This window comes from Candidatus Westeberhardia cardiocondylae, assembly GCA_001242845.1.
GTDB lineage: Bacteria > Pseudomonadota > Gammaproteobacteria > Enterobacterales > Enterobacteriaceae > Westeberhardia > Westeberhardia cardiocondylae.
The window spans coordinates 441,741-466,589 of record LN774881.1; the positions used below are offsets into that span (position 1 = coordinate 441,741).

Below are 24,849 nucleotides of genomic sequence, written 5' to 3' on the forward strand. Positions count from 1 at the left end.
AATTTATAGATATTTAAGGACATTCTTATATGGCACATATATTTTTTAACTTTTTTTCGTTTATTATTACTGTTGGACTACTAATAACAATACATGAACTTGGGCATTTTATAACAGCTAAATATTACGGAGTAATAATAGAAAAATTTTCTATAGGATTTGGTTACACACTATGGAAAAAATATGACAAATCTGGAACAGAATATATTATTGCATCCATACCTCTAGGTGGATATGTAAAAATGTTAGATGAAAAAAAAAATTTAGCAAAAACTATTCCAAAAAATAGACAATATTTTCAAAAAAAAAAAATTTGGAAACGCATTATAATTATAGCATCAGGTTCAATATTTAATTTCCTTTTCTCAATTTTCATTTATTGGATGATTTTCTTGATAGGTATTACACACTATAAACCGATTATAGAAAAAGTAATTCCTAATTCAACAGCCGATCATATCGGAATCACTTCTGGAATGGAAATACAATATATTAATAATCAAAAAACACTTAATTGGGATTCTGTATATTCCGAATTAATTAACACGAAAAATAAAGAAAACATTACCATTTGTACAACATATTTGGATAAAAACAACGATACAAAAACAAAAAAATTCTTTTTACATAAAAACTATATAAAAGATAAAAAAGATCCAATTTCCTCTTTAGGAATTATTCCGATACACCAAAAGATTGTACCAATTCTTACTAAAATAGAAAAAAATTCAGCAGCAATGAAATCCGGATTTAAACCAAAAGACAAAATCATATCTGTAAATGATGTAGAAATAAAAGAATGGAAAACTCTTACAGACGAAATTCAAAATAATCCAAACACAAAACTAAAAATAACTGTAGAAAGAAAAGGAATTCCAATAAATTTAATCTTATGTCCTGAAAGTAAAACAATATACGAAAACAAAAAAATAGGATTTGCAGGAATATATCCAACAATTATTCCTATACCCAAAGAATACAAGGCTACATACTCATTTCGCCCAATATCATCACTAATACACGCAGGAAATGAAACTTGGAAAGTAATGCGACTCATATTTGAAAATTTAATCAAACTATTTTATAACCAAGATTTCATCTTAAAAAACTTAGGCGGGCCTATTTCTATAGCTCATAACGCAGGAACAGCTATAAAATCTGGGTTAATACATTACTTAATATTTTTATCAATTATTAGTATTAACTTGGGAATTATAAATCTTTTACCTTTACCTATATTAGATGGAGGATATTTAGTTTTTCTTATAATAGAATCGTTTATAAAAAAACCAATTTCACAAAAAATTAAAAACACAAGTTATCAAATTAGTTTAATTTTACTCATAACACTAACAGGAATAGCGTTATTTAATGATTTCTCTAAATTTATAAAATAAAAATTTTATACAATATGCTTTAAATTACATAAATACAATGAAAAAAAAAATTCTAATAATATTTTTCTTTTTTTTTAATATTATCAATGCCTATGCTTACAATGAATTCAAAATACAAAATATTCATTTTGTAGGATTACAAAACATACCAGAAGGAGAAGTATTACTCAATATACCAGTTAGAATAGGAGATATAATTAATAAAGAAAACATTGCAAATACTATTCATATGTTATTTTCTACTAAATATTTTGAAAACATATATATATCATATAAAAAAAACACATTATTTATCTATGTAAAAGAAAAACCAATAATTACCAATATTTTCTTTTTTGGAAATGAAAAAATAAAACAAGATACTTTAAAAAAAATATTTCACATATATAATTTAAAAAGTGGAAAATTTTTAGATAAAAAATTAATATTCTACGTAAAAAAACATGTAGAAAATTTGTATTTATCCATAGGGAAATATAACACAATAATTACACCAATCATCATACCTATTGCAAACAATCACGTTTATATAAAATTAAAAATAAAAGAAGGAGAATACACTAAGGTTAAAAGTTTTCGTTTAATTGGAAATAAATCTTTTAACAATAAAGAATTAACCAAAAAAATCCAAATAAACGAAAATTTTCTAAATTGGAAAGAAAAAAAATTAAAAATATATCAACAAAAAAAACTAATTAACTATTTAAAATTATTACAAAATTTTTATCTATCTCGTGGATATGCAAATTTCAAAATTAATTCTACAAATATTCAATTAACAAAAAATAAAAAATATGCATATATAAAAATCAACATTTCTGAAGGAAAAAAATATAAAATATCCAAAATAAACCTTCAAGGAGACATAATTTCACACTATAAATATAAAAAAATTAACAAGTTAATACAAACAATTCTAATAAAACCATATGATTTAACACAATTGACTAATATAAAAAATAAAATTAAAAAATTACTAAGTTCCTACGGTTATATTTATCCTAATATAATAATTCAAATGAAAGAAAACAACGATAACAATACTATAGATTTACATATTTATATTGATCCAAATACTCAATTCTACGTACAAAAAATATTTTTTGAAGGAAACAACACCATAAAAGACAACATAATCCGAAGAGAAATAAATCAAATAGAAGGAACATACATAAATATGGAACTAATTAATCAAGGAAAAAAAAAACTAATAAATCTAGAATATTTTGAAAATATCAATGTAAAAATACAACATATACCAAATTCATTAAATAAAATAAATATATTATACAAAATGAAAGAAAAAAATACAGGATCATTTAATGCTGGAATAGGATTTAATCAAGAAAATAAACTAAATTTTCAATTTAATGTTAAAAAAAACAATTGGTTGAAAATTGGAAATTCTATATCTCTTGAAAGCAACAAAAGCAATAATCAATTTTATAATAAATTTTCAATAATCAGTCCTTATTACACAAATAATAAAATAAATTTTTCTAATAATATACTTTATAAAAATTTTAATATACATAAAATAATAAATAAATCAAACTATAATTTACTTCAATACGGAACAAATATCATATGTAATATTCCCGTAAAAAATTACAAAAGTCTATTTAATATAAAACTAGAATATATACATAATAGTGTAAATAACATTACATCACATATTTCTGAATATCATTCGATAAATTCTAAAATTAATCAAAAAAAAATAGCTAACAAAAAAATAAATAATATAAATTTAAGCGCTGAAGATATTTTTTTAAATTTGCATTGGAACTTCAATAACATCAATAAGAATATTTTTCCAACTACTGGGTCTAACACAGATCTAATGGGTAAAATTACCCTTCCAATTTCCCATAACAATTATTACAAAATAATTTTTAAATCTAACTACTTTATTCCTATCATAAAAAATATAAATTGGATATTTTTTGGAAAAACATACTTTGGATATTCAAATTCAAAAAACAGACAAAAAATACCTTTTTATGACCATTTTTGTCTAAAAGAATTTAATAAAATTAGAGGATTCTATTTAGAGAATATCGTACCAATAAATAAATGCAACAAATATAACAAAAATAAATTTAAAAATTTAAAATACAACACAAAAAAACCTATTTTTGGGGGAGATTCTATTTTTATCATCAACAATGAAATTACTATACCTATAACATCATTAATAAAAAAAAAATATCAAAATTTAATACGAACATCATTATTTATTGATATTGGAACTATCTGGAATAATAATTGGAAAAAAAATAAAAAATATTTAAAAAACACCTTTTATAATGAAAAATTTCAAAATATTAGAATTTCATCTGGAATAAATTTTCAATTAATATCACCATTAGGTCCTCTAATTTTTTCTTATGGATATCCTATAAAATTTTGTAAAGGGGATAAAATAGAAAAATTCCAATTTAATGTTGGAAAATCATGGTAAATAAATATTTAAAAACAATCCATACTATTTGCTAAATCAACTAAAATTTTTTTAAATACAAAATTAAATAATTTCTTAATTATCAAAATATATAAGGAAAAAATGAAAATATACTTCAATACTTTATTATTAAATACAATATTAATAATCATGCTTATTTCTAAAGCGCAAGCCAACGAAAAAATTGCTGTAGTAAATATTTACGACATATTCCAAAAATCTATACAAAAAATCATAATTACTGAAAAATTAGAAAAAGAATTTAAAAATAAAATAATTGATCTTCAAAAAATAGAAAACGATTTACAAAATAAAATACAACATTTAAAATACAACAATAAAAATATAAATACCCATGAAAAACAAGAATTAGAAAAATCAATTATTGCACAAAAAAAAATCTTTTCAAAAAAAGTAAAAATATTTGAAGAAGAAAACATAAAAAGACAAAATGAAGAAAAAAATAAATTTTTAGAATATATTCGAAAAATAATCAAAAATATAGCGGTTAAAAAAGGATATGATATTGTAATAGATTCCGATTCTATATTTTATATAAATAATAAAATTAAAAATATTACTCCTGAAATTTTAAATAAAATTAACGAATAACATTTTCTAAAATTAAATTTGTACATCAACGTGTAATTATTCAAAATCTCATCATATAATCAAGCGTCAATTACAAGCATAAATATAACAAATTTTACATATTCAAAAAAATTTGAAAATATTTCTAATAAAACAAAATTTATAAAGTTTTATTATAAAATTATATAAATAATATTAACAAAAATATTTTATCAATAAAAAATATTTTTTAGAAAATAAATGTTAAAAAATACAAAAACATAAATTATAACGCGATGTTTTAAAAATAGGAAACAAATTTTGACTATTAAAATACATAAATTATACGCCGAAGAAATACTAAAATTTTTACCTCATAGATTTCCATTTTTATTAATAGATAGAGTATTAAATTTTACAAAAGGAAGATACTTATGTGCCATTAAAAATGTTACATTCAATGAACCATTTTTTCAAGGACATTTTCCAAAAAAACCAATATTCCCTGGTGTATTAATTTTAGAAGCTATGGCGCAAGCTAGTGGAATCTTAGCATTGAAAAGTGAAATCAAATTATTACCTGAAGAATATTATTATTTAGCTGCTATAAATGAAGCTCAGTTCAAGCAGACAGTACAACCAGGAGACCAAATAATTTTTGAAATTAAATTTGTTAAAAAAAGAAAAAAAATAACAAAATTCAACGGAATTGCAAAAGTTGATGGAAAAATAACTTGTCAAGCTTCTTTAATGTGCACAAAACAAATAAAAAAATAATTTTACAATATATTTTATATAAATCAATAAACAAATTGAATCTATAAATTTACTATCTATTAAAATACTTATTCTTAAACTGTTTATTACGCAAATTCGTACAAAGTTAATTTATACAACATACAAAAAAATTTAGATTTTAATTAAAATATTAAAAAACACCATATTATACACCAAAACATCAAACATAAATACACAATTATAAAACACTAAATTAGTAATTTAAAATATTAACAATTAATATTTCGTTATTAATTCATAAAATATAGATTTACATATAAAAATATAATAAAACAAATTTTAAATTCATATACTTTATTAGAATAAAATATGTTAAAAAATCATTTTACAAAAAATTCATTCTAATACATTATTCAGTTCCAAAAATCATAAAATTTAAAATCAATTCTAAAATTACAATCTAAAATAACAAATAACACAATAAATACAATTCACATTTAATTTTAAAATTAAATATAAAAATAAACATCATACTAATCAATTATATATTTTTAAAATAAAATTTTAATAAAATTAACATCACATACATACAAACAAAAAGTCCATAAAATTAAATTTTAAATTACAAAATACTATTCATAATCAATATCCTGTAAATAAATATATTTAAATATGTATAAAAAAAAGTATAATAAAATTATAAAATAAATATTATATCTCATAAATTTTATACAAAATCAAATTATATAATGACTATTTTTGTATTTACTTACAAATACATAAAATTCTAAAATATTCCTATATACTAAATTAAATTTATATAATTTATAAAATAACCACAAAATTTCTATATATTTTATTAAAACAGTGCAAAAATTTAAATGTATTAACAAACTCAATAAAAATCTATTTCACTTTAAATAAAAAAATATTTTATAAAATAAATTTTTATAAAAATTTAAATAAATACAATTTAACTTTAATAAAACTTTTATAACAAAACCTATTAAAATAATTTTGTAAAATATCATTTATCCAAATGATTTAAATTATTAAATTATAATAAATTTATAGATAATAAAATTTTTATATTTTTAATATTAATATTCAAAATGTTAACATCAAAATTTTCAAAAACCATAAATTTCATACTATTAATATGATTACCCCAAAATTTATTCATTTACGTATGCATAGTGATTATTCAATAAAAGATGGATTAATTAAACTTAATTCATTAATAAAAAAAACTAAAGAACTTAAAATGCCAGCTATTGCATTAACAGACAATATGAATTTATTTGGATTAATTAAATTCTATAATATCTCTTTCAAAAAAGGAATAAAACCAATCATAGGATCAGACATTACTTTAAAAACTAACGAAATAATACCAGAATTCACAAAAATAACTGCTTTAGCAGCCAATAATATTGGATATAAAAATTTGATTCAATTATTAACAATTTCTTACAAACACGGTTATAATCCAACTATTGGACCTTTTATTGATATAAAACATCTTACAAAATATAATGAAGGAATTATCTTATTATCTGGAGGGATAAAAGGAGACATAGGAAACTGCATAATAAAAAACAACTTATCGAAAATAGAAAAATACATAATTTTTTACAAAAAATACTTTTTCAATCGATATTACCTTGAATTAACTAGAACAGGTAGACCATACGAAGAATATTATATAAAATCTGCAATACAACTTGCTATATTTAATGAACTTCCAGTAGTCGCTACTAATGACGTATTATTTTTAACAAAAGAAGACTTTTATGCACACGAAATTCGTGTTGCAATTCACGAAGGATACAAAATAAACAATAAAACAAATAAACAAAAACTTTATAGTCCTCAACAATATATGCGAAATGAACAAGAAATGTGTGAATTATTTTCTGATATACCAGAAGCGTTAACTAACAGTGTAAAAATAGCTGAAAGATGCAATGTTACTATCCATTTTGATAAATATACTTTTCCAAAATTTCCTAAAAAAAACCTTTCAAACAAAAACTATTTAATTAAACTTGCAAAAGACGGTTTAAAAACAAAATTAAATTTTCTTTATCCAAACAAAAACACAAGAAAAAAAAAATTTCCTATCTATGAAAAACGTTTAAAAAATGAATTGCAAACCATTGGAAATATGAATTTATCTAGTTATTTCCTCATAGTGATGGAGTTTATACAATGGGCTAAAAACAATAATATTCCAGTTGGACCAGGAAGAGGATCAGGAGCTGGATCATTAGTTGCGTACGTATTAAAAATCACTGAATTAGATCCATTATTATTCAACTTATTATTCGAACGATTTTTAAATCCTGAAAGAACATCACAACCTGATTTAGACATTGATTTTTGCATGAAAAAAAGAGATTTAGTAATTAAACATGTAATTGATTCTTACGGAAAAGACTCAGTATCACAAATCATTACTTTTGGAACAATGACTGCAAAAGCAGTAATTCGCGATGTAGGAAGGGCATTAGGGTATCCATATAATTTTGTGGATCATATTGCAAAACTAATACCATTTGACCCTAAAATAACAATAAAAAAATCATTCATAATAAATCCAATCTTAAAGAAAAAATATGAAACTGACCAAGAAATACAAACATTAATTAATATGGCAATAAAATTAGAAGGAACTATAAGAAATGTAGGAAAACATGCCGGAGGAATTGTAATAACTCCTAAAAATATCACTAATTTTTCACCATTATATTGTGATTTTTCCGGAGAAAATATTGTAACTCAATTTGATAAATATGACATTGAAAAACTTGGTTTAATAAAATTTGATTTTTTAGGATTACGAACTTTAACCATTATAGATAAAACATTAAAAATGATCAATAAACATCGAAAAGAAAAAAAATTACATTTAATAAAAATTAATGAAATTCCTACAAATGATAAAGAAAGTTTCAAAAAACTACAAAAATCAGAAACAACTGCAATATTCCAATTAGAATCAAACGGAATAAAAAACTTAATCAAAAGACTAAAACCAGATTGTTTTGAAGACATTATTGCGCTAATAGCATTATTCAGACCAGGTCCAATAAAATCAGGTATGATAAATAATTTTATAAATCGAAAAAATGGACGTGAAACTATTTCATACTTAGATCCAAAACTAACAAAAAATAAATTACTACAAAAAATCCTAAAACCCACTTACGGTATAATATTATATCAAGAACAAGTCATGCAAATAGCCCAAACATTAGCAGGTTATACACTTAAAAACGCAGATATATTACGTTGTGCTATGACAAAAAAAGAACCAAAAGAAATGATAAAACAACAATTATTATTCAATAAAGGAACAAAAAAAAACAAAATTGACTATGAATTATCAAAAAAAATTTTCAATATATTAGAAAAATTTTCTGGTTATAGTTTTAATAAATCTCATGCTGCAGCTTATGCGTTATTAACATATCAAACTCTTTGGTTAAAAACACATTATCCTGCAGAATTCATGGCTGCAACAATGAATGCTGATATAGATAATACAGAAAAAATAACAAATTGGATCAATGAATGTGCACGTATGAAAATAAAAGTTTTAAAACCAGATATTAATAATAGCCAATATCATTTTTATGTAGATAAAAATGAAAATATAGTCTACGGAATGGGAGCGATAAAAGGGATTGGTAAAAAAACAGTTAAAACAATTATTAATACAAGAAACAAAAATGGAAATTTTCATAATTTATTTGATTTTTTTTTGAAACATAATACTAATATAATTAATAAAAGAACACTAGAAAAATTAGCTATGTCTGGTTCCCTTGATGTATTTGGAATACATCGAGCAGCACTAATAGAATCAATTAAAAAAATCATAAATGTAAACAACCAATACGAAATAAACAAAAAATTCGGACAAATGGATATGTTTGAAACCGCTTCAAAAACAATATCAAGAATATTACAAAATAATAATGAAATAATTACCCCTTGGTCCAAACAAATTACTCTAGATAACGAACAAAAAACTTTAGGAATTTATCTAAGTGGAAATCCAATCACACAATTTTTAAAAGAAATCACATTTTACAATATACAATACACATTAATAAAATATATTAAATTTAAAATCGATAATATAAATAAAATAATAACTACTATTGGTATAGTTACTAATATTAAACTAATACATAATAAACAAAGTAAAAATATTGGTATTATAACAATTAGTGATGAATCAAAAAAACTATTAAACATAATATTGATTGATAAAATTTTAGAAAAAAACCAATATATGCTAAAAAAAAATTCAATTCTAATGATTCAAGGAAAAATAGTATTTAACAATTTTAGTAAAAAATATACAATCATCGCTACAACTATAATGAACATTATCAAAATCAGAGAAAAATATATACATAAAATAGCAATTTTATTAACCGAAAAGCAAATAAATCATAAATTTTTAAATAATCTTGAAAAAGTACTAAAAAACTATCAACCAGGAAAAATTCCAATATATCTATTCCATAAAAAAGAAAACAAACAAAAATCATATTTAAATATATGTTCAAAAATTACACCAAGCGATTCTTTATTTAATAAATTAAATATGCTTGTAGGAAAAAACAAAATAAAATTAAAATTTCAAAGAATTGTTAAAGATATTTTATGACTTCATATTTTCTTGATTTTGAAAAACCAATTATAGAATTAGAAGAAAAAATTAATTCTTTAATTGCAATTAAAGACAACAATAAAAAATTTGATACCAATTTAAATAAAAAAATAAAACAATTACAAAAAAAGAACAAAAAATTAACCAACAAAATATTCTCAAATTTAAATTCCTGGCAAATTGTTCAATTATCTAGACATCCTATGCGACCTTATACATTAGACTATATTCAAAATATATTTACAAATTTTGATGAATTAGCAGGAGATCGTATTTATTATGATGATAAAGCTATTATAGGAGGAATCGCTCGTCTTAATTCTAGACCAGTTATGATAATAGGACATCAAAAAGGAAGAACAATAAAAGAAAAGATACAAAGAAATTTTGGAATGCCAGTTCCAGAAGGATACAGAAAAGCACTAAGATTGATGAAAATAGCAAATAAATTTAATATGCCGCTATTAACATTTATAGACACACCAGGAGCTTATCCTGGTATTAAAGCAGAAGAAAGAGGACAATCTGCAGCAATTGCAAAAAATTTACAAGAAATGTCAAATTTGAAAATACCTATTATTTGCACTATAATAGGAGAAGGAGGATCTGGAGGTGCATTAGCGATTGGAATTGGGGATAAAATTAACATGTTAGAATACAGTATATATTCTGTAATTTCCCCAGAGGGTTGCGCATCCATCTTATGGAACAACATAAAAAAAACACAAAAAGCAGCCGAAGAAATGAAAATTGTTGCAAAAAAACTTAAAAAATTAAATTTAATTGACAATATTATATTAGAACCAATAGGAGGAGCACATAAAAACATCCTATCTATTTCAAATGCATTAAAAACACAACTACTAACAGATCTAATGGAATTAGATATTTTAAGTAAAACAGAATTATTAAAAAAAAGATACAAAAAAATAATGAATTATGGATATTGTTAATAAATGTAAAAATATTACACAATAACTTATAAATTTTATAAATTATATTTTACATAATTTAATAAATATTATACTTAATACTAATTTATAAATTTAACAAATTAACATAAAATAAATTTTACTTACGATTTATTATTTTAATAATTATATGAAAAAAAGAAAAGAAAATAGTTTAAATCAACAAACTGAAATAAACATCAATAACCATAAAAAAATATTATTAGCATTCAGCGGAGGACTAGATTCCACAGTATTATTAAATATTTTGATAAAATTACAAAATAAATACAAAATTTATCAAAAAAAAAAATTTTTTTCATTACGTGCCATCCATATACATCATGGATTACACAAAAAAGCTGATAATTGGGCTTTGCATTGTAAAAATGAATGTATACAAAAAAATATACCTATCAATATAATAAAAATACCAAAAATTATCTCATTTACAAGAAAAAATATAGAAGCAAAAATGAGAAATGAAAGATACAAAATACTAACAAAATTTTTATTACCAAATGAAATACTAGTCACTGCTCATCATCAAGATGATCAAGCTGAAACTATATTATTAGCATTAAAAAGAGGAAGTGGTCCAAATGGAATAAAATCCATGTCCCCTGACATTTTATTTATCAAAAAAAATAAACTAATACGACCCTTATTAAATTGTAGTCGAGAAAAACTAGAAAAATATGCAAAACAACACAAATTAAATTGGATACAAGATGAAAGCAATTTAGATATAAATTTTGACAGAAACTTTTTACGAATTAATATTCTTCCTATATTGAAAAAAAGATGGCCATGGTTTTCTAATTCTGCTGCTCGCACCGCTCAATTATGTTCAAACCAAGAAATACTATTAAACGAATTACTACAAAATATTTTAAAAAAACTAATACAAAAAGATGGTTCAATTCGATTTACAAAACTCATAACACTGAATACTATACAACGAACAGCTTTATTACGAAAATGGATTACAAATAAAAAAATCACACCATCAAAAAAACAATTAGAATGTTTGTGGAATAATGTAGTGACCAGCAAAAGAGATTCTGCTCCAAAATTCAAATTAAGTAACAAATTTATATGCCGCTTTCAAGATCGCTTATATTTAATTTCCGAAAAAAAAATAAACAAAAATATCAACAACATAATTCTTACTTGGAACAAACAAGACAAAAAAATAAAATTACCAAAAAATTTAGGAATCATATTTCGCTGTTCAATAAAAAAAAATTATGAAAACATAATAAAAAACCTTTTTTCCCAAAATAAACATTGCATTACAATACAAAAAGAAAATTCAGAAATAGAATTTATTCTTAGTAATTTACTTATAAAAAAACACTTTGAATATATGATACCAAAAAATAAAATAATCAAAAAAAATACAAAAATTCAAATTGTTCGTTCCCCAAAAAAAAATGAAACAACATTCATACGATTCGAAAAAATTCATAACCCAATACATATATTTAATCAAAAAAAAAGCAAAACTCTAAAAAAAATATGGAAAGAATTATCTATTCCCCCTTGGGAAAGAACAAAAATACCATTTTTATTTTACAATGAAAAATTAATAGCAGCAATGGGAATTTTTGTTACAAAGGAAGGGAATAAAAATTGTAAAAAAGCACAATTATATTTTTATTGTAAAAATTTTGAACATCCATAAAAATTTTTAAAAATATAATAAATATCATATAAGAAAATTATATAATAAACTCTAACAAATTTTTAAATATAAAAAATATTCACTTATTAAAAATTAAATCTTATGAATAATCAATATTTACAATTTTATAAATAAACCATAATATATAACCCTAAAAACTATAATTAATTTAACATTGTATAAATACTTTAATAAAACAAAACATTAAAATAATAATTCTTTCTTACAAATTTTTCTTAAGCCAATTCTAAAAAATAAATATATATATATTTTTTTTATAAACAAAACTTCTCTACACAAAATATAAAAATTTAATAAAATAATATATTTTAAAAAATTAAAATATTTACAAAATCATACTATTTTATTAATAAAAATATTATCAAAAATCACTAAACCCACTTCTTTAAATCAATAAATCCATCATAAACATGAATAGCTGTTCCTAACATGAATACAGGAGAATCATATCCACCCCAATTTATTTTTAATGTTCCATGCAGTAAATTTACTAATACATTTTTTTCTAATTTACCTTGTTGAATTCCCAATGAAACAGATGCACATGCCCCAATTTCAGATCCTTTAATTTCCCCTAAGTTATATTCATAAACTCGTAAAATAACATTTTTTGTATCCATAATTTGCATAACATTAATGTCAATATTTGTCAAAAAAACTAAATCACCTTTTAATATTAAATGTTTCATCAAACATTCAAAACAATTTATATCATTTACAATAACAACATAATGAAAATTTCCTAAAAACACTATTCCAGTGTATACTATTTTTTTTACTAAACTAATTCGACGAATATTATGACTAATTTCATTTTTACACAAAAAATCTTTACTTAGATAAAACTGAGGCTTACCCATATTAACACAAATCAAATTTTTCTTATTTATATTCAATTTTATCTTCCATTTATTTATGCTAACAGATATATTCTTTTTATAGACTAATTTTTTTATAAAAACAAAAATAGAAAAACATAAAATCCCATTTCCATATTTTCGTATTTCAATTCCATTTTTATCAAACACTCGATAATGAAAATCTACATTAGAATAAAAAGGGGGTTCTATTAATAACAATTTATTAAAACCTATTCCAAAATTTCTATTAGAAAGTCTCCGTACAATTTTAGATTTTAAATAAATATCTTGCGTTACAGAATCTACAACAACAAAATCATTTTCTATATCGTACATCTTAGAAAATTGCATTTACTATCCCAAATAAATATTTAAAAATTATTCAAACTAACTTTAAAAAATTAAATAACAAAAAATCTACATAAAATATAATTTTGTTTAAAATACATTAAAATTAAACTTCATATAATTTAATTTACTATACAAACATTACACGTATTAAAATCTTTAAAATAATTTCCAAATTAAATTTAACTATAATAAAAAAATATATTTTTAATTTTATAAAATTAAAATTTAAATCTTAAAATAACCAAATAAAAAACAATTAAAATTTTAAAAACAAAAAATTTTTTTTAATAAAAAATCTACTAAAGAAGATATTTTAATTATTTCACTTCTTCCGTTTCTTCTATTTTTATATTCAATATTTTTCTTTTGTATATTTCTATCACTAATAATTAAAATATGAGGAATACCTATTAATTCTATATCAGAAAACATAACCCCTGGTCTTTCATTTCGATCATCAAACAAAACATCAATTTTTTCTTTCGTTAATTGTCTATAAATTATTTCAGAAATTTCTTTTACTTGAAAAGATTTGTACATATTAATAGGTAAAATTGCAACACTAAATGGTGCTAAATTTTCAGGCCAAAGTATACCATATTTATCATGATTTTGCTCAATTATAGCTGCTACTAACCTAGTAATACCAATACCATAACATCCCATATTTATAATTTGTTTTTTTCCATTTTTTCCTAAAAAAAAAGCTTTCATAATTTTAGAATACTTTAAACCTAATTGAAAAATATGAGCAACTTCTATCGTATTTTCTATTTTAAATTTACTTTCATGTTCCATAGATAATTTAATATAAGAAAATTTTTTTAAACTAGATTTTTCTAATAATGAAACTTTATATTTTAAATCAAAACTTTTACAAATATTTTTTTTAAAAAGAATACCAACTACAATACTATAAATGCTATTATCTACAATAATAGGAAAAGAAAAATTTTCTAAATTAACCCAATTCATATTAAAATTATTAAAAAGAAAACAAACTTCTTCATCACTAGCAAACACTAAAGGAGATAAAACATGAGATAATCTCTCAATTTTTTTATAATCTAATTGATGATCTCCGCGCAAAACTAACGCTACAAATGAACAACCAGAATTTTTTTTAGATGAATAAACCACAAAAATTTTTATCATTTTTTTTAATGAAAACAAGGAATTTTTATCATTTTCTTTATTATGAACAAATCTAAAATAACTAAATGAACTCACAATTTTTTCATATTTATTACCTTTATTAAAATTCAACTGAAGAAGAACTGGATTTAATCTTCCTTTTAAACCATAACAAATAATATTTGAATTACTAGAAGAAAAAACATTATCTTTATGATGATATTGATTGAGACTTACATGAAATTCATGCGAAAAATCTCCTCCAATAGACTTCGATTTTGTTCTTACTATAAAAAATTTTAATTTTACTCTCTTAAAAAAATTTTCATACATTTGATGCATAACATCATAAGTGTTTCTTAAAGATTTTTCATTAACATGAAAAGAATAAGAATCTTTCATAAGAAATTCTCTAGAACGAATTACGCCAAATTTTGGTCGTAATTCATCTCGAAACTTTGTTTGAATTTGATAAAAATGCAAAGGAAACATTTTATAAGAAAAAAATTCATGACGCATAATATCAGTAATGACCTCTTCATTAGTAGGGCATAATATAAATTTTTTTGAACTTCTATTTAAAAATTGCAATAATTCTGAACCATACTGTAATAATCTACCACTTTTTCTCCATAAATTTTCTGGTTGCATAATTGGCATAGATATTTCAAATGCGCCAATATTATCCATTTCTAATCGTAAAATATTTTCTATCTTACGCAAAACACGAAGACCAATAGGAAGCCAAGAATATAACCCAGAAGATAATTTTCGAATTATACCAGATCGCAACATTAATTTGTAACTCACTACATTTATATTAGAAGAAACTTGTTTGGTGGTAAACAAAGGATATTTACTAATACGCATAATTATTTTATTAATAAAAGTAATATAATTAAATTCAATTTGATAATTATCAAACATATAATCCCAATATGGATTAATATGTTTAAAATAAATATTTATATAAAATATTATGAACAAATTATTTATGAAAATTAATTAAAAAACAACTATAATATAAAACACATAAATTTCATATTTTCAACTAAACTAATAAAATTATACAATGTTAAATAAAATATTAAAATTAATATTTATTTAAATAAATTAAACTTTTTATTACACTATCAAAAATTTATTAAATTTAATATTTATAAAAATAAATTTATATCTTCAACATAACTAAATTTCAAAAATTAAAATGTTAATTCCTTAAACATAACATATTTATTAACTATTAAAAATATAATTAATTTTAAATAAAATTAAATTTTTAAAAAACATAATATCATATGAATAATTAATTTCAATTAAACAAATATTCAAATTAATAAATCAAAATATCCATTTTAAATCTAAAAGAAAAAATTTTATTATAAATCTATATCATAAAAATAAAATTATTTTTAATATTTACATTTTATATTAAAATCCAAACTTTATTTTAATGAATATTTATATACAAAATACATAATACAAATATAATTTAAGTACTAAACACAATCATAATATATTTAACATTAATTTCCATCATAATTTTATTCAAAATTATTCATAAAATTAATTAATACTATTAAATATAATCATTGCAAACTAACCTTATAATTTCTACATTATTCATTACTTATTGTATATAGAATTCTTAACAATTTATTGTAAATAATAAAATTTATTATGTACAATTAACAACAATCAGTATGAATCATAATAATCTCAATATAAAATACAATTTTTAATAAATTAAAAATATTTAAATCGAATTTTATAATATAAAACAACATTTATTTTGCGTACAATATTAATAATAAAATACAAAAAATACAATTTATTTTATATAGATTATCGAACTATATTCTCTATTTTATTCACATACTCATTATATAAAATATTTATTTTAATACTTTTAATCAAACCTATCCAATAATAAAAACTATTTTGATAAATTTTTATATACGCATATAATACACTTATACAATTCTAATATTACAAAAACATTTTAATTCTAAAATATTACATAAAATACCAATTTAAATTAAACGCCCCTATATAAATATTAAAATGTTTATGAAAACTTAAATTTGACGCAATTATATAACTTATAATATCTATAATGTACATATTTTAAATAAAAAAACATTTATGCATATATAAAACAATATAAATTAATTAACAAATTAACATATAATCCTTTATCTATCATTAACACCAAAAAACAACCAAAAAATATTATACATATAATATAATGATTTATTATAAATTACATAATTTTTCAAAATTTACTTATAAAATAAATGAACAAAATAATTATTAAATATAAACTGCTTCAAAATTTATTATAGGAAAATAATTAATAATTTACTACTCAATAAATCTATTTCAACCTTATTTAAAAAACATATATAATTAAATAAAATTAAATAATAAAATAAATATTAAACTATAAAAATATCAACTTACATTTTTCAATAATACAATATTATTTTATATAAATAAATCTATCAATAATATAAAATTATAAATAAAATATTTTATGTAAAATATGAACAAATAATATATTATCATATCAAAATCTTATATTAATTTAATAAATATATAATATTTATTATACAAATTTATCAAATCACTATAACTAGACATTTTGAGAAATTTTATGTTTGAAATTAATCTTATAAAAAATCGAATCCTGAATCTATTTCAAAAAATTAACATATTAAAAAACATTTTACATTACAAAAAAAAAATAAATGAACTTAAAAAAATTGAAAGTATTTTGCAAAAACCAAATCTGTGGAAAAATCCAAAATATGCACAAAAAATAAATAAAAAACAATCTTCATTGTCTTCTATAATTAATATTATTAAAAAAATAACAAAAAAATTAAAAAAAATAAATGAAATAATAAAATCATATAAAAAAGAAAACAACCAAAATTCTTTATTAATTTCAAAAATAACAAAAAAATTAAATACTTTAGAAACAGAAATAAAAAAAATAGAATTTCTTCGTATGTTTTATGGGAAACATGATAAGGAAAATTGCTATATAGATATTCAAGCGGGATCTGGTGGAATCGAAGCACAAGATTGGGCTAAAATACTACTAAAAATGTATTTACGTTGGGCAGAAAATCACAATTTTAAAACAGAAATTATAGAAGAAATAACAGGAGAAATTACAGGGATAAAATCAGCAACAATAAAAATAATCGGAGAATACTCTTATGGATGGTTACATACCGAAACTGGAATACATAGATTAGTAAGAAAAAGCCCGTTTGATTCCAACAAAAAACGACATACTTCATTTAGTTCCGTATTTGTATATCCAGAAATAAATGATGAAATAAATATAAAAATTGATCCAGAAAATCTCCGTATTGACGTTTATCGTTCCTCTGGAGCTGGTGGACAACATGTAAACCGCGTGGAATCAGCAGTTCGAATTACTCATTTACCAACTAATACAGTAACACAATGCCAAAATGAAAGATCACAACACAAAAATAAAAGTCAAGCTATGAAACAACTAAAAATTAAATTATACAAATTAGAAATAAAAAAAAAACAAGAAGAAAAAAAAATACTAGAAAACAAAAAATCAGAAATCAGTTGGGGAAGACAAATCCGATCCTACATTCTAGATGATTCTAGAATAAAAGACTTAAGAACAGGAATAGAAACAAGAAACGTACAAATGATTTTAAACGGAAATTTAGATGAACTTATTAAAGCAAATTTAGAAAATAAATTACTCAGGAAAAATAAATATGCACGAAACACATAAAAAATCAAACAATAATAACAAAAAGAAAATATATGATGAATTATTTATACGAAGAAAAAAATTAAAAAAAATCCAAGAAAAAGGAAACGCATTCCCTAATAATTTCCGAAAAGATATTATTTCTGATAAAATACACAAAATGCATGGGGAAAAAAGCAAACAAAAATTAAAAAAAATTAAAATTATAGTTAATGTTGCAGGAAGAATAATGAGCAAACGCACTATAGGAAAAAGTTCATTTATAACATTACAAGATATGGGCGGTAAAATTCAATTATATATCACCAGCAAGGATATTTCAGAAAATTTTTACAAAAAAATTTTTAAAACATGGGATATAGGAGATATTATCGGAGCAAATGGTATATTATTTAAAACAAATACTGGAGAATTATCTGTTCGATGTTACAAAATTTTATTACTAACCAAAGCAATACGTCCTCTTCCAGACAAATTTCATGGATTAAACAACAGAGAAATAAAATATAGAAAACGTTATTTAGATCTCATTACGAATAAAAACACAAGAAAAATATTTAAAATTAGATCACGTGTAATTTTAGAAATACGAAATTACATGACAAAAAATAATTTTATAGAAGTAGAAACTCCAATAATGCAAAATATACCTGGAGGAGCTACAGCAAATCCATTTAATACTTATCATAATGCTCTAAAAGCAAATATGTATCTAAGAATTTCCCCAGAATTATATCTAAAACAATTAGTCATAGGAGGTTTTGAAAAAATATTCGAAATAAACAAAAATTTTAGGAATGAAGGACTATCTCCATATCATAATCCAGAATTTACCATGATGGAACTTTATATTGCTTATGAAGATTATAGAGGACTCATCGTTTTAATAGAAAACTTGTTTCAAATATTAACTAAAAAAATATTAGGAACCAATATAATAAAATACAAAAATTGTGTTTTCAATTTCAATAAACCATTTTGCAAAATGACAATGAAAGAAGCAATTTGTCATTTTAACAAAAACATTATACCAAAAGAACTAGATAATATTGTCAAAATAAATCATATTGCAAATTCTCTTAAAATAAAAATAGAAAAAGAATGGGGTTTAGGAAAAATACAAACAAAAATATTTGAAAATATAACAAAAAACCATTTAATTCAACCGACAATTATTACACATTATCCAGCAGAAGTTTCTCCTTTAGCAAGAAAAAATGATAAAAATCCATTCTTTACAGATCGTTTTGAACTTTTTATAGGTGGGTTTGAAATTGGAAATGGTTTTTCAGAATTAAATGATTCAGAAGACCAAAAAATACGTTTCAAAAAAAAACAGAAAAAAAATAATTTACATAATAAAAAAAACATACCATACGACAAAAATTATATTACAGCTTTGGAATACGGACTACCTCCTACCGCTGGTCTGGGGATTGGAATTGATCGTTTAATCATGTTATTCACTAACACTAAAAATATTCGAGATGTTATCTTATTCCCTTTGCTAAAACCAAATAAATAAAAAACAAACTTCTACAAAATTCATTTATATCAAAACTTTACACATAATACATTAATCATTCATATCAAAATTAATACAAAATCATATTTAAACAATATTTTCATAAAAACTAAAAAAATAATTATATAAAATTTCATATATTAAAATCATTAAAATAATTAACTTATAATATAAAATTATAATTTAACATCATAAATTTATTATACAAAAGGAATTTTTACACAAAATTAATTTCATATAAAATTAAAAAATAAATTTTTAAAAAATCATTAAATTTAAATACATATTAATTTTTCAATAAAACATGCATATAAATTATTCATACATATAAGTACAAATTTTAAAAAACTATCTAATTTATTAAAACTTAACTATTACTTAATACATCTAAAAACAAAAACATTTTGAACAAAAATAAAACTACAAAAAAACAATTATATATTATATATTACATATTATGTAATAAATAAAATTCTATTAATATTACAATACTAAATAAATTTTATTCTAAAATATAAAATATTAACAATGAAAAAAAATATTTCCGAAATTCGACAAATGTTTTTTGACTTTTTTGAAAAAAAAAATCATAAAATTATTACAGGAAGTTCCTTAATACCTGAAAATGATACATCATTATTATTTACTAATGCTGGGATGAATCAATTTAAAGATATTTTTTTAGAAAAAATTATCCCCACAAACAAAAGAGTTGTTACATCACAATATTGCATACGTGCAGGAGGTAAGCATAATGATTTAGAAAACGTTGGTTATACTACACAACATCATACTTTCTTTGAAATGTTAGGAAATTTTAGTTTTGGTGATTATTTTAAAAATGAAGCTATACAATTTGCATGGGAATTGTTAACAAGCAAAAAATGGTTTAATCTTTCAAAAGATAAATTATTTGTTACAATACATGAACAAGATTATGAAACTTATAACATATGGAAAAACAAAATCGGTATTCCTGATAAACACATTTTTTTAACAAAGAATAAAAAATATAATTCTGAAAATTTTTGGAAAATGGGTGATACTGGTCCATGTGGACCATGCACAGAAATATTTTACAATAACCAAAAAAATATAAAAAACAACAATCTAACCACTATAACAAACATAAATAAAAACCAATATATTGAAATATGGAATTTGGTATTCATACAATTTAATCAAAAAAACAATAAAACTTTAATTCCATTATCCACCCCATTTGTAGACACTGGAATGGGATTAGAAAGAATTACTTCTATCATTCAAAAAGTTTATTCAAATTACGATATTGATATATTTAGAAAATTAATTTTTTCTATATCACAAATATTAAAAATAAATAATTTAAATCATAAGTCATTATATGTTTTAGCTGACCACATACGTTCATGTTCTTTTTTAATTAACTATGGAATAACACCTTCTAGCGAAGGAAGAGGATATGTTCTTCGTAGAATTATTCGACGAGCAATACGACATGGATACGCTCTAGGTGTAAAAGATATATTTTTTTATAAATTATTAAAACCACTCATTAGTATAATGAATGATACAAATAATCAATTAAAAAAAAAACAACTAAAAATAGAAAAAATATTACGAACGGAAGAAAAACAATTTATTTATATATTAAAACGGGGAATACATATTTTAAAAAAAAAATTAAAAAACACTAAAAAAAACACTATAACAGGAAAAGTTGCATTCAATTTATACGACACTTATGGATTTCCAATTGATTTAACTATTGAAATTTGCAAAGAACATAAAACAAAAGTAGATATCGAAGAATTAAAAAAAATTATGAAAAAAAAATGCAAAAACACAAGAAAAAAAAATTTAACACATTTTAAAAATATAGAATCACAAATAAATCAAAAACCTACCAAATTTCTTGGATACAAAAAAAAAGAATGTCAAGGAAAAATAATAACATTACTTAAAAATAATCAAGAAACGAAAATAATTTATGAAAAAGAAGAAGCTACTGTAATATTAGACAAAACATCTTTCTATGGAGAATCTGGAGGGCAAATAGGTGATAGTGGAATATTACAATCAAACAATGGAACAATTTTTGAAGTATTCAACACAAAAAAATATAAAAATGGCATATTTGCACATATAGGAATATTAAAGAATGGAAAATTAATATTAGGAGAAAAACTAAATGCAAAAATAAATGTTAAAAAAAGAAATCTAATACAATCTAATCATTCTTCCACACATCTTTTATATGCAACTTTAAAAAAAGTACTAGATAAAAACATACAAAAAAAAGGTTCTTTCATTAACGAAAAATATCTACATTTTGATTTTACCTATTCAAAATCAATAAATAATAAACAAATATACCAAATAGAAAATATCATAAATAAACATATAAAAAAAAATATTCCAATAATTACAAAAATTATCACATTAAATGAAAATAATATTAACAAAAAAAACACAATAAAGTCATTATATGATAAGTATGGAAAAAAAATACGAATATTAATTATAAAGAATATTTCTACTGAATTTTGTTGTGGGACGCATGCTAATAAAACAGGAGATATCAAAATATTTCATATCATTTCTGAATACAGCATAGCATCTGGGGTTCGTAGAATAAAAGCAATCACTGGAGAAACAGCAATAAAATCCTTTTATGAAAAAAGAAAATTAATAGATAATATTAATGAAATTATAAATAATAATGACGAAAAAATAATATTAAATAAAATACAAAAATTACAAAATTTCTATTACAAATACAAAAAAGAAATTCAAAAATCACAACTCAAAAAATATTTACAAACAAATATCCTATCAAATAATAATATTAAAAAAATTAATGGAATACGAATTTTATCAAAAAATATAAATAATATCGACACAAAAAAATTAAGAATTATAGCAAAAAATTTAAAAAACAAAGAAAAAAATATGATTATTATACTAACAACAAAAAAAAAAGAAAAAATTATAATCATAGTATGTGTTACTAATGACCTTATAAATCAAATTCAAGCCAACACTATTATTTATAAAATTATACAAAAAATTGATGGAAAAGGAGGAGGAAAAAAAGATTTTGCAGAAGGAGGAGGAAACAATATTATTTCCTTACAAGACATATTATCAGAATTAAAAATTCTTATATCTAATATAATCATTAAATAAAACTAATTCTTAATTTTTACAAATTGATAAAATAACATAAAATTTTTACACAAATCTAAAATACAAATATTGTATAAACAACAAATGTATTAAATATTTTACAAATACATAAAACTACAAAAGTAATAAAATTCATTAATTTTAAAAACAACTTATTATAATCAAGTCCAATTTATATGAAATATTAGAATAAAATTTTAAAAATCTATTTAACTTTATTTTTTTTAAATCATGTAAAATTTTATATTAAATAAAAATAAATAAAACACATTATACAAAATATAAAATCTTGCAATTATCGAATTTTAATTTATACTCTTATAAGATATGTGGTGAAATGGCCGAGTGGCTAAAGGCGTTCCCCTGCTAAGGGAATATACGAATAATATCGTATCGAGAGTTCGAATCTCTCTTTCACCGTCATTAAAAAAACAAATGCATCCGTAACTCAGATGGATAGAGTACTCGGCTACGAACCGAGCTGTCAGGGGTTCAAATCCTCTCGGATGCGTATTATTTTATTCATAATAAAATAAATAAAAATAAATACAATATACTTAAACATCCAAATTAAATTAATCATCAACAACTAATAAAAACAAATACAAAAAATTCATACAAAGTTTTAATATCAAAAAATTATATGTAAATTATTTTAAATTATTAAACTACAAAAACCAACCAAAAACAAAATACTTAATTATATTAAAACTTTCTTTGTAATTCATATGAATATAGTTAAACATCTAAAAAAGATACTTCTCAAAATATATCATGTGTGTAAAACATGTAATTTATGGAATCAAACAACATAAAAACAAAATATAAACAAATAAAACATTATATAGAAACACTAAAACATCAACATAAACAACATAAACAAATTCTATTAAAAAAATTCAATACAAGTTTCTATTTATCATTAAATTTTAAATGTTTTACAAAAATTTTCTGCTAATCTTGCAAAACACTTTTATTTAATATATTTTTAATAAAACTAACATATTTATGTTATAAGAATTATTTTTTAAAATTCACTTTCAAATAAAAAATAATCTCATAAAAATTTATATTTTACAATCCCATTCAATCAAATGATAATATCACACATAACTAAAATATAAAAATTAAGTAATAAAATCTCTTACAATCTAAACATAAATGCTTTATATAAAACATTACACAAAAATCAAAATAAATATAATTAATTACAAAATATATATTGTAAAAATTATCAAAAATATAAATATACAAAATTCGCTATTAAATCTCAACTTATTTGCATAAGACAGAATAAAAAATAAACTATTCTAAATATATTTAAATTTAATACTAAAGAACAAAATATAAAAATAAAAATTTTTTATAGTAAATATAATTAATTTGAATAAAAATAAACATAAATATATAAAACAAACCTTGAAAAAAATAAACACCTAATAATTTACCAAAATAATCTTTCAAATAAAGTTACAAAAAATTTATAAAATAACTGAATCTCTTAATTATATCGATAACAATACGA

The 24,849-nt window shown here is 21.0% G+C and carries 12 protein-coding genes and 2 tRNA genes; 12 read left to right on the forward strand and 2 right to left on the reverse strand.

The window, feature by feature from the left end; all coding sequences use genetic code 11:
* Positions 1–29: 29 nt before the first annotated feature.
* The 7 genes from rseP (at position 30) to tilS (ending at position 12,493) form a co-directional block, all read left to right on the forward strand.
* Complete coding sequence (rseP, locus tag WEOB_RS01770) at positions 30–1,397, forward strand: sigma E protease regulator RseP (RefSeq protein ID WP_281263831.1); 1,368 nt, start codon at positions 30–32, stop codon at positions 1,395–1,397.
* Positions 1,398–1,434: 37 nt separating this feature from the next.
* Complete coding sequence (gene bamA / locus WEOB_RS01775; RefSeq protein WP_281263832.1) at positions 1,435–3,861, forward strand: outer membrane protein assembly factor BamA; 2,427 nt, start codon at positions 1,435–1,437, stop codon at positions 3,859–3,861.
* Positions 3,862–4,011: 150 nt separating this feature from the next.
* A complete protein-coding gene (locus WEOB_RS01780) occupies positions 4,012–4,473 on the forward strand; it encodes an OmpH family outer membrane protein (RefSeq protein ID WP_281263833.1) in 462 nt (153 codons plus the stop codon).
* 279 nt (positions 4,474–4,752) lie between these two features.
* A complete protein-coding gene (gene fabZ / locus WEOB_RS01785; RefSeq protein WP_281263834.1) occupies positions 4,753–5,208 on the forward strand; it encodes a 3-hydroxyacyl-ACP dehydratase FabZ in 456 nt (151 codons plus the stop codon).
* Positions 5,209–6,328: 1,120 nt separating this feature from the next.
* Positions 6,329–9,853, forward strand: a complete 3,525-nt coding sequence (dnaE, locus tag WEOB_RS01790) for a DNA polymerase III subunit alpha (RefSeq protein WP_281263835.1) — start codon at positions 6,329–6,331, stop codon at positions 9,851–9,853.
* Entirely contained in the window at positions 9,850–10,809 is a 960-nt protein-coding gene (gene accA, locus WEOB_RS01795; protein ID WP_281263836.1) for an acetyl-CoA carboxylase carboxyl transferase subunit alpha, read from the forward strand. The genes dnaE and accA overlap by 4 nt, the downstream gene beginning before the upstream one ends.
* A gap of 148 nt (positions 10,810–10,957) precedes the next feature.
* Positions 10,958–12,493, forward strand: coding sequence for a tRNA lysidine(34) synthetase TilS (tilS, locus tag WEOB_RS01800; protein ID WP_281263837.1), 1,536 nt, complete (start codon positions 10,958–10,960; stop codon positions 12,491–12,493).
* Between the two features lie 392 nt (positions 12,494–12,885).
* Here the strand turns inward: tilS and dapF are convergent, their stop codons facing one another.
* Positions 12,886–13,725 carry a diaminopimelate epimerase gene (dapF, locus tag WEOB_RS01805; protein ID WP_281263838.1) on the reverse strand — a complete coding sequence of 280 codons (840 nt, stop codon included), beginning with the start codon at positions 13,723–13,725 and terminating at the stop codon, positions 12,886–12,888.
* A gap of 264 nt (positions 13,726–13,989) precedes the next feature.
* On the reverse strand, positions 13,990–15,786 hold the full coding sequence (locus tag WEOB_RS01810) for a proline--tRNA ligase (protein ID WP_281263839.1): 1,797 nt from the start codon (positions 15,784–15,786) through the stop codon (positions 13,990–13,992).
* 1,729 nt (positions 15,787–17,515) lie between these two features.
* On the opposite strand from WEOB_RS01810, the gene prfB reads away from it, so the two are divergent.
* The 5 genes from prfB to WEOB_RS01835 all read left to right on the forward strand — a co-directional run bounded on the left by prfB (position 17,516) and on the right by WEOB_RS01835 (position 23,835).
* On the forward strand, positions 17,516–18,649 hold the full coding sequence (gene prfB / locus WEOB_RS01815; RefSeq protein WP_281263840.1) for a peptide chain release factor 2: 1,134 nt from the start codon (positions 17,516–17,518) through the stop codon (positions 18,647–18,649).
* Complete coding sequence (lysS, locus tag WEOB_RS01820) at positions 18,633–20,153, forward strand: lysine--tRNA ligase (RefSeq protein WP_281263841.1); 1,521 nt, start codon at positions 18,633–18,635, stop codon at positions 20,151–20,153. The genes prfB and lysS overlap by 17 nt, the downstream gene beginning before the upstream one ends.
* Before the next feature lie 528 nt (positions 20,154–20,681).
* A complete protein-coding gene (gene alaS / locus WEOB_RS01825) occupies positions 20,682–23,324 on the forward strand; it encodes an alanine--tRNA ligase (protein WP_281263842.1) in 2,643 nt (880 codons plus the stop codon).
* 331 nt (positions 23,325–23,655) lie between these two features.
* Positions 23,656–23,744: transfer RNA gene (locus WEOB_RS01830), tRNA-Ser, on the forward strand.
* A gap of 17 nt (positions 23,745–23,761) precedes the next feature.
* Positions 23,762–23,835, forward strand: a tRNA-Arg gene (locus WEOB_RS01835).
* Positions 23,836–24,849 lie beyond the last annotated feature (1,014 nt).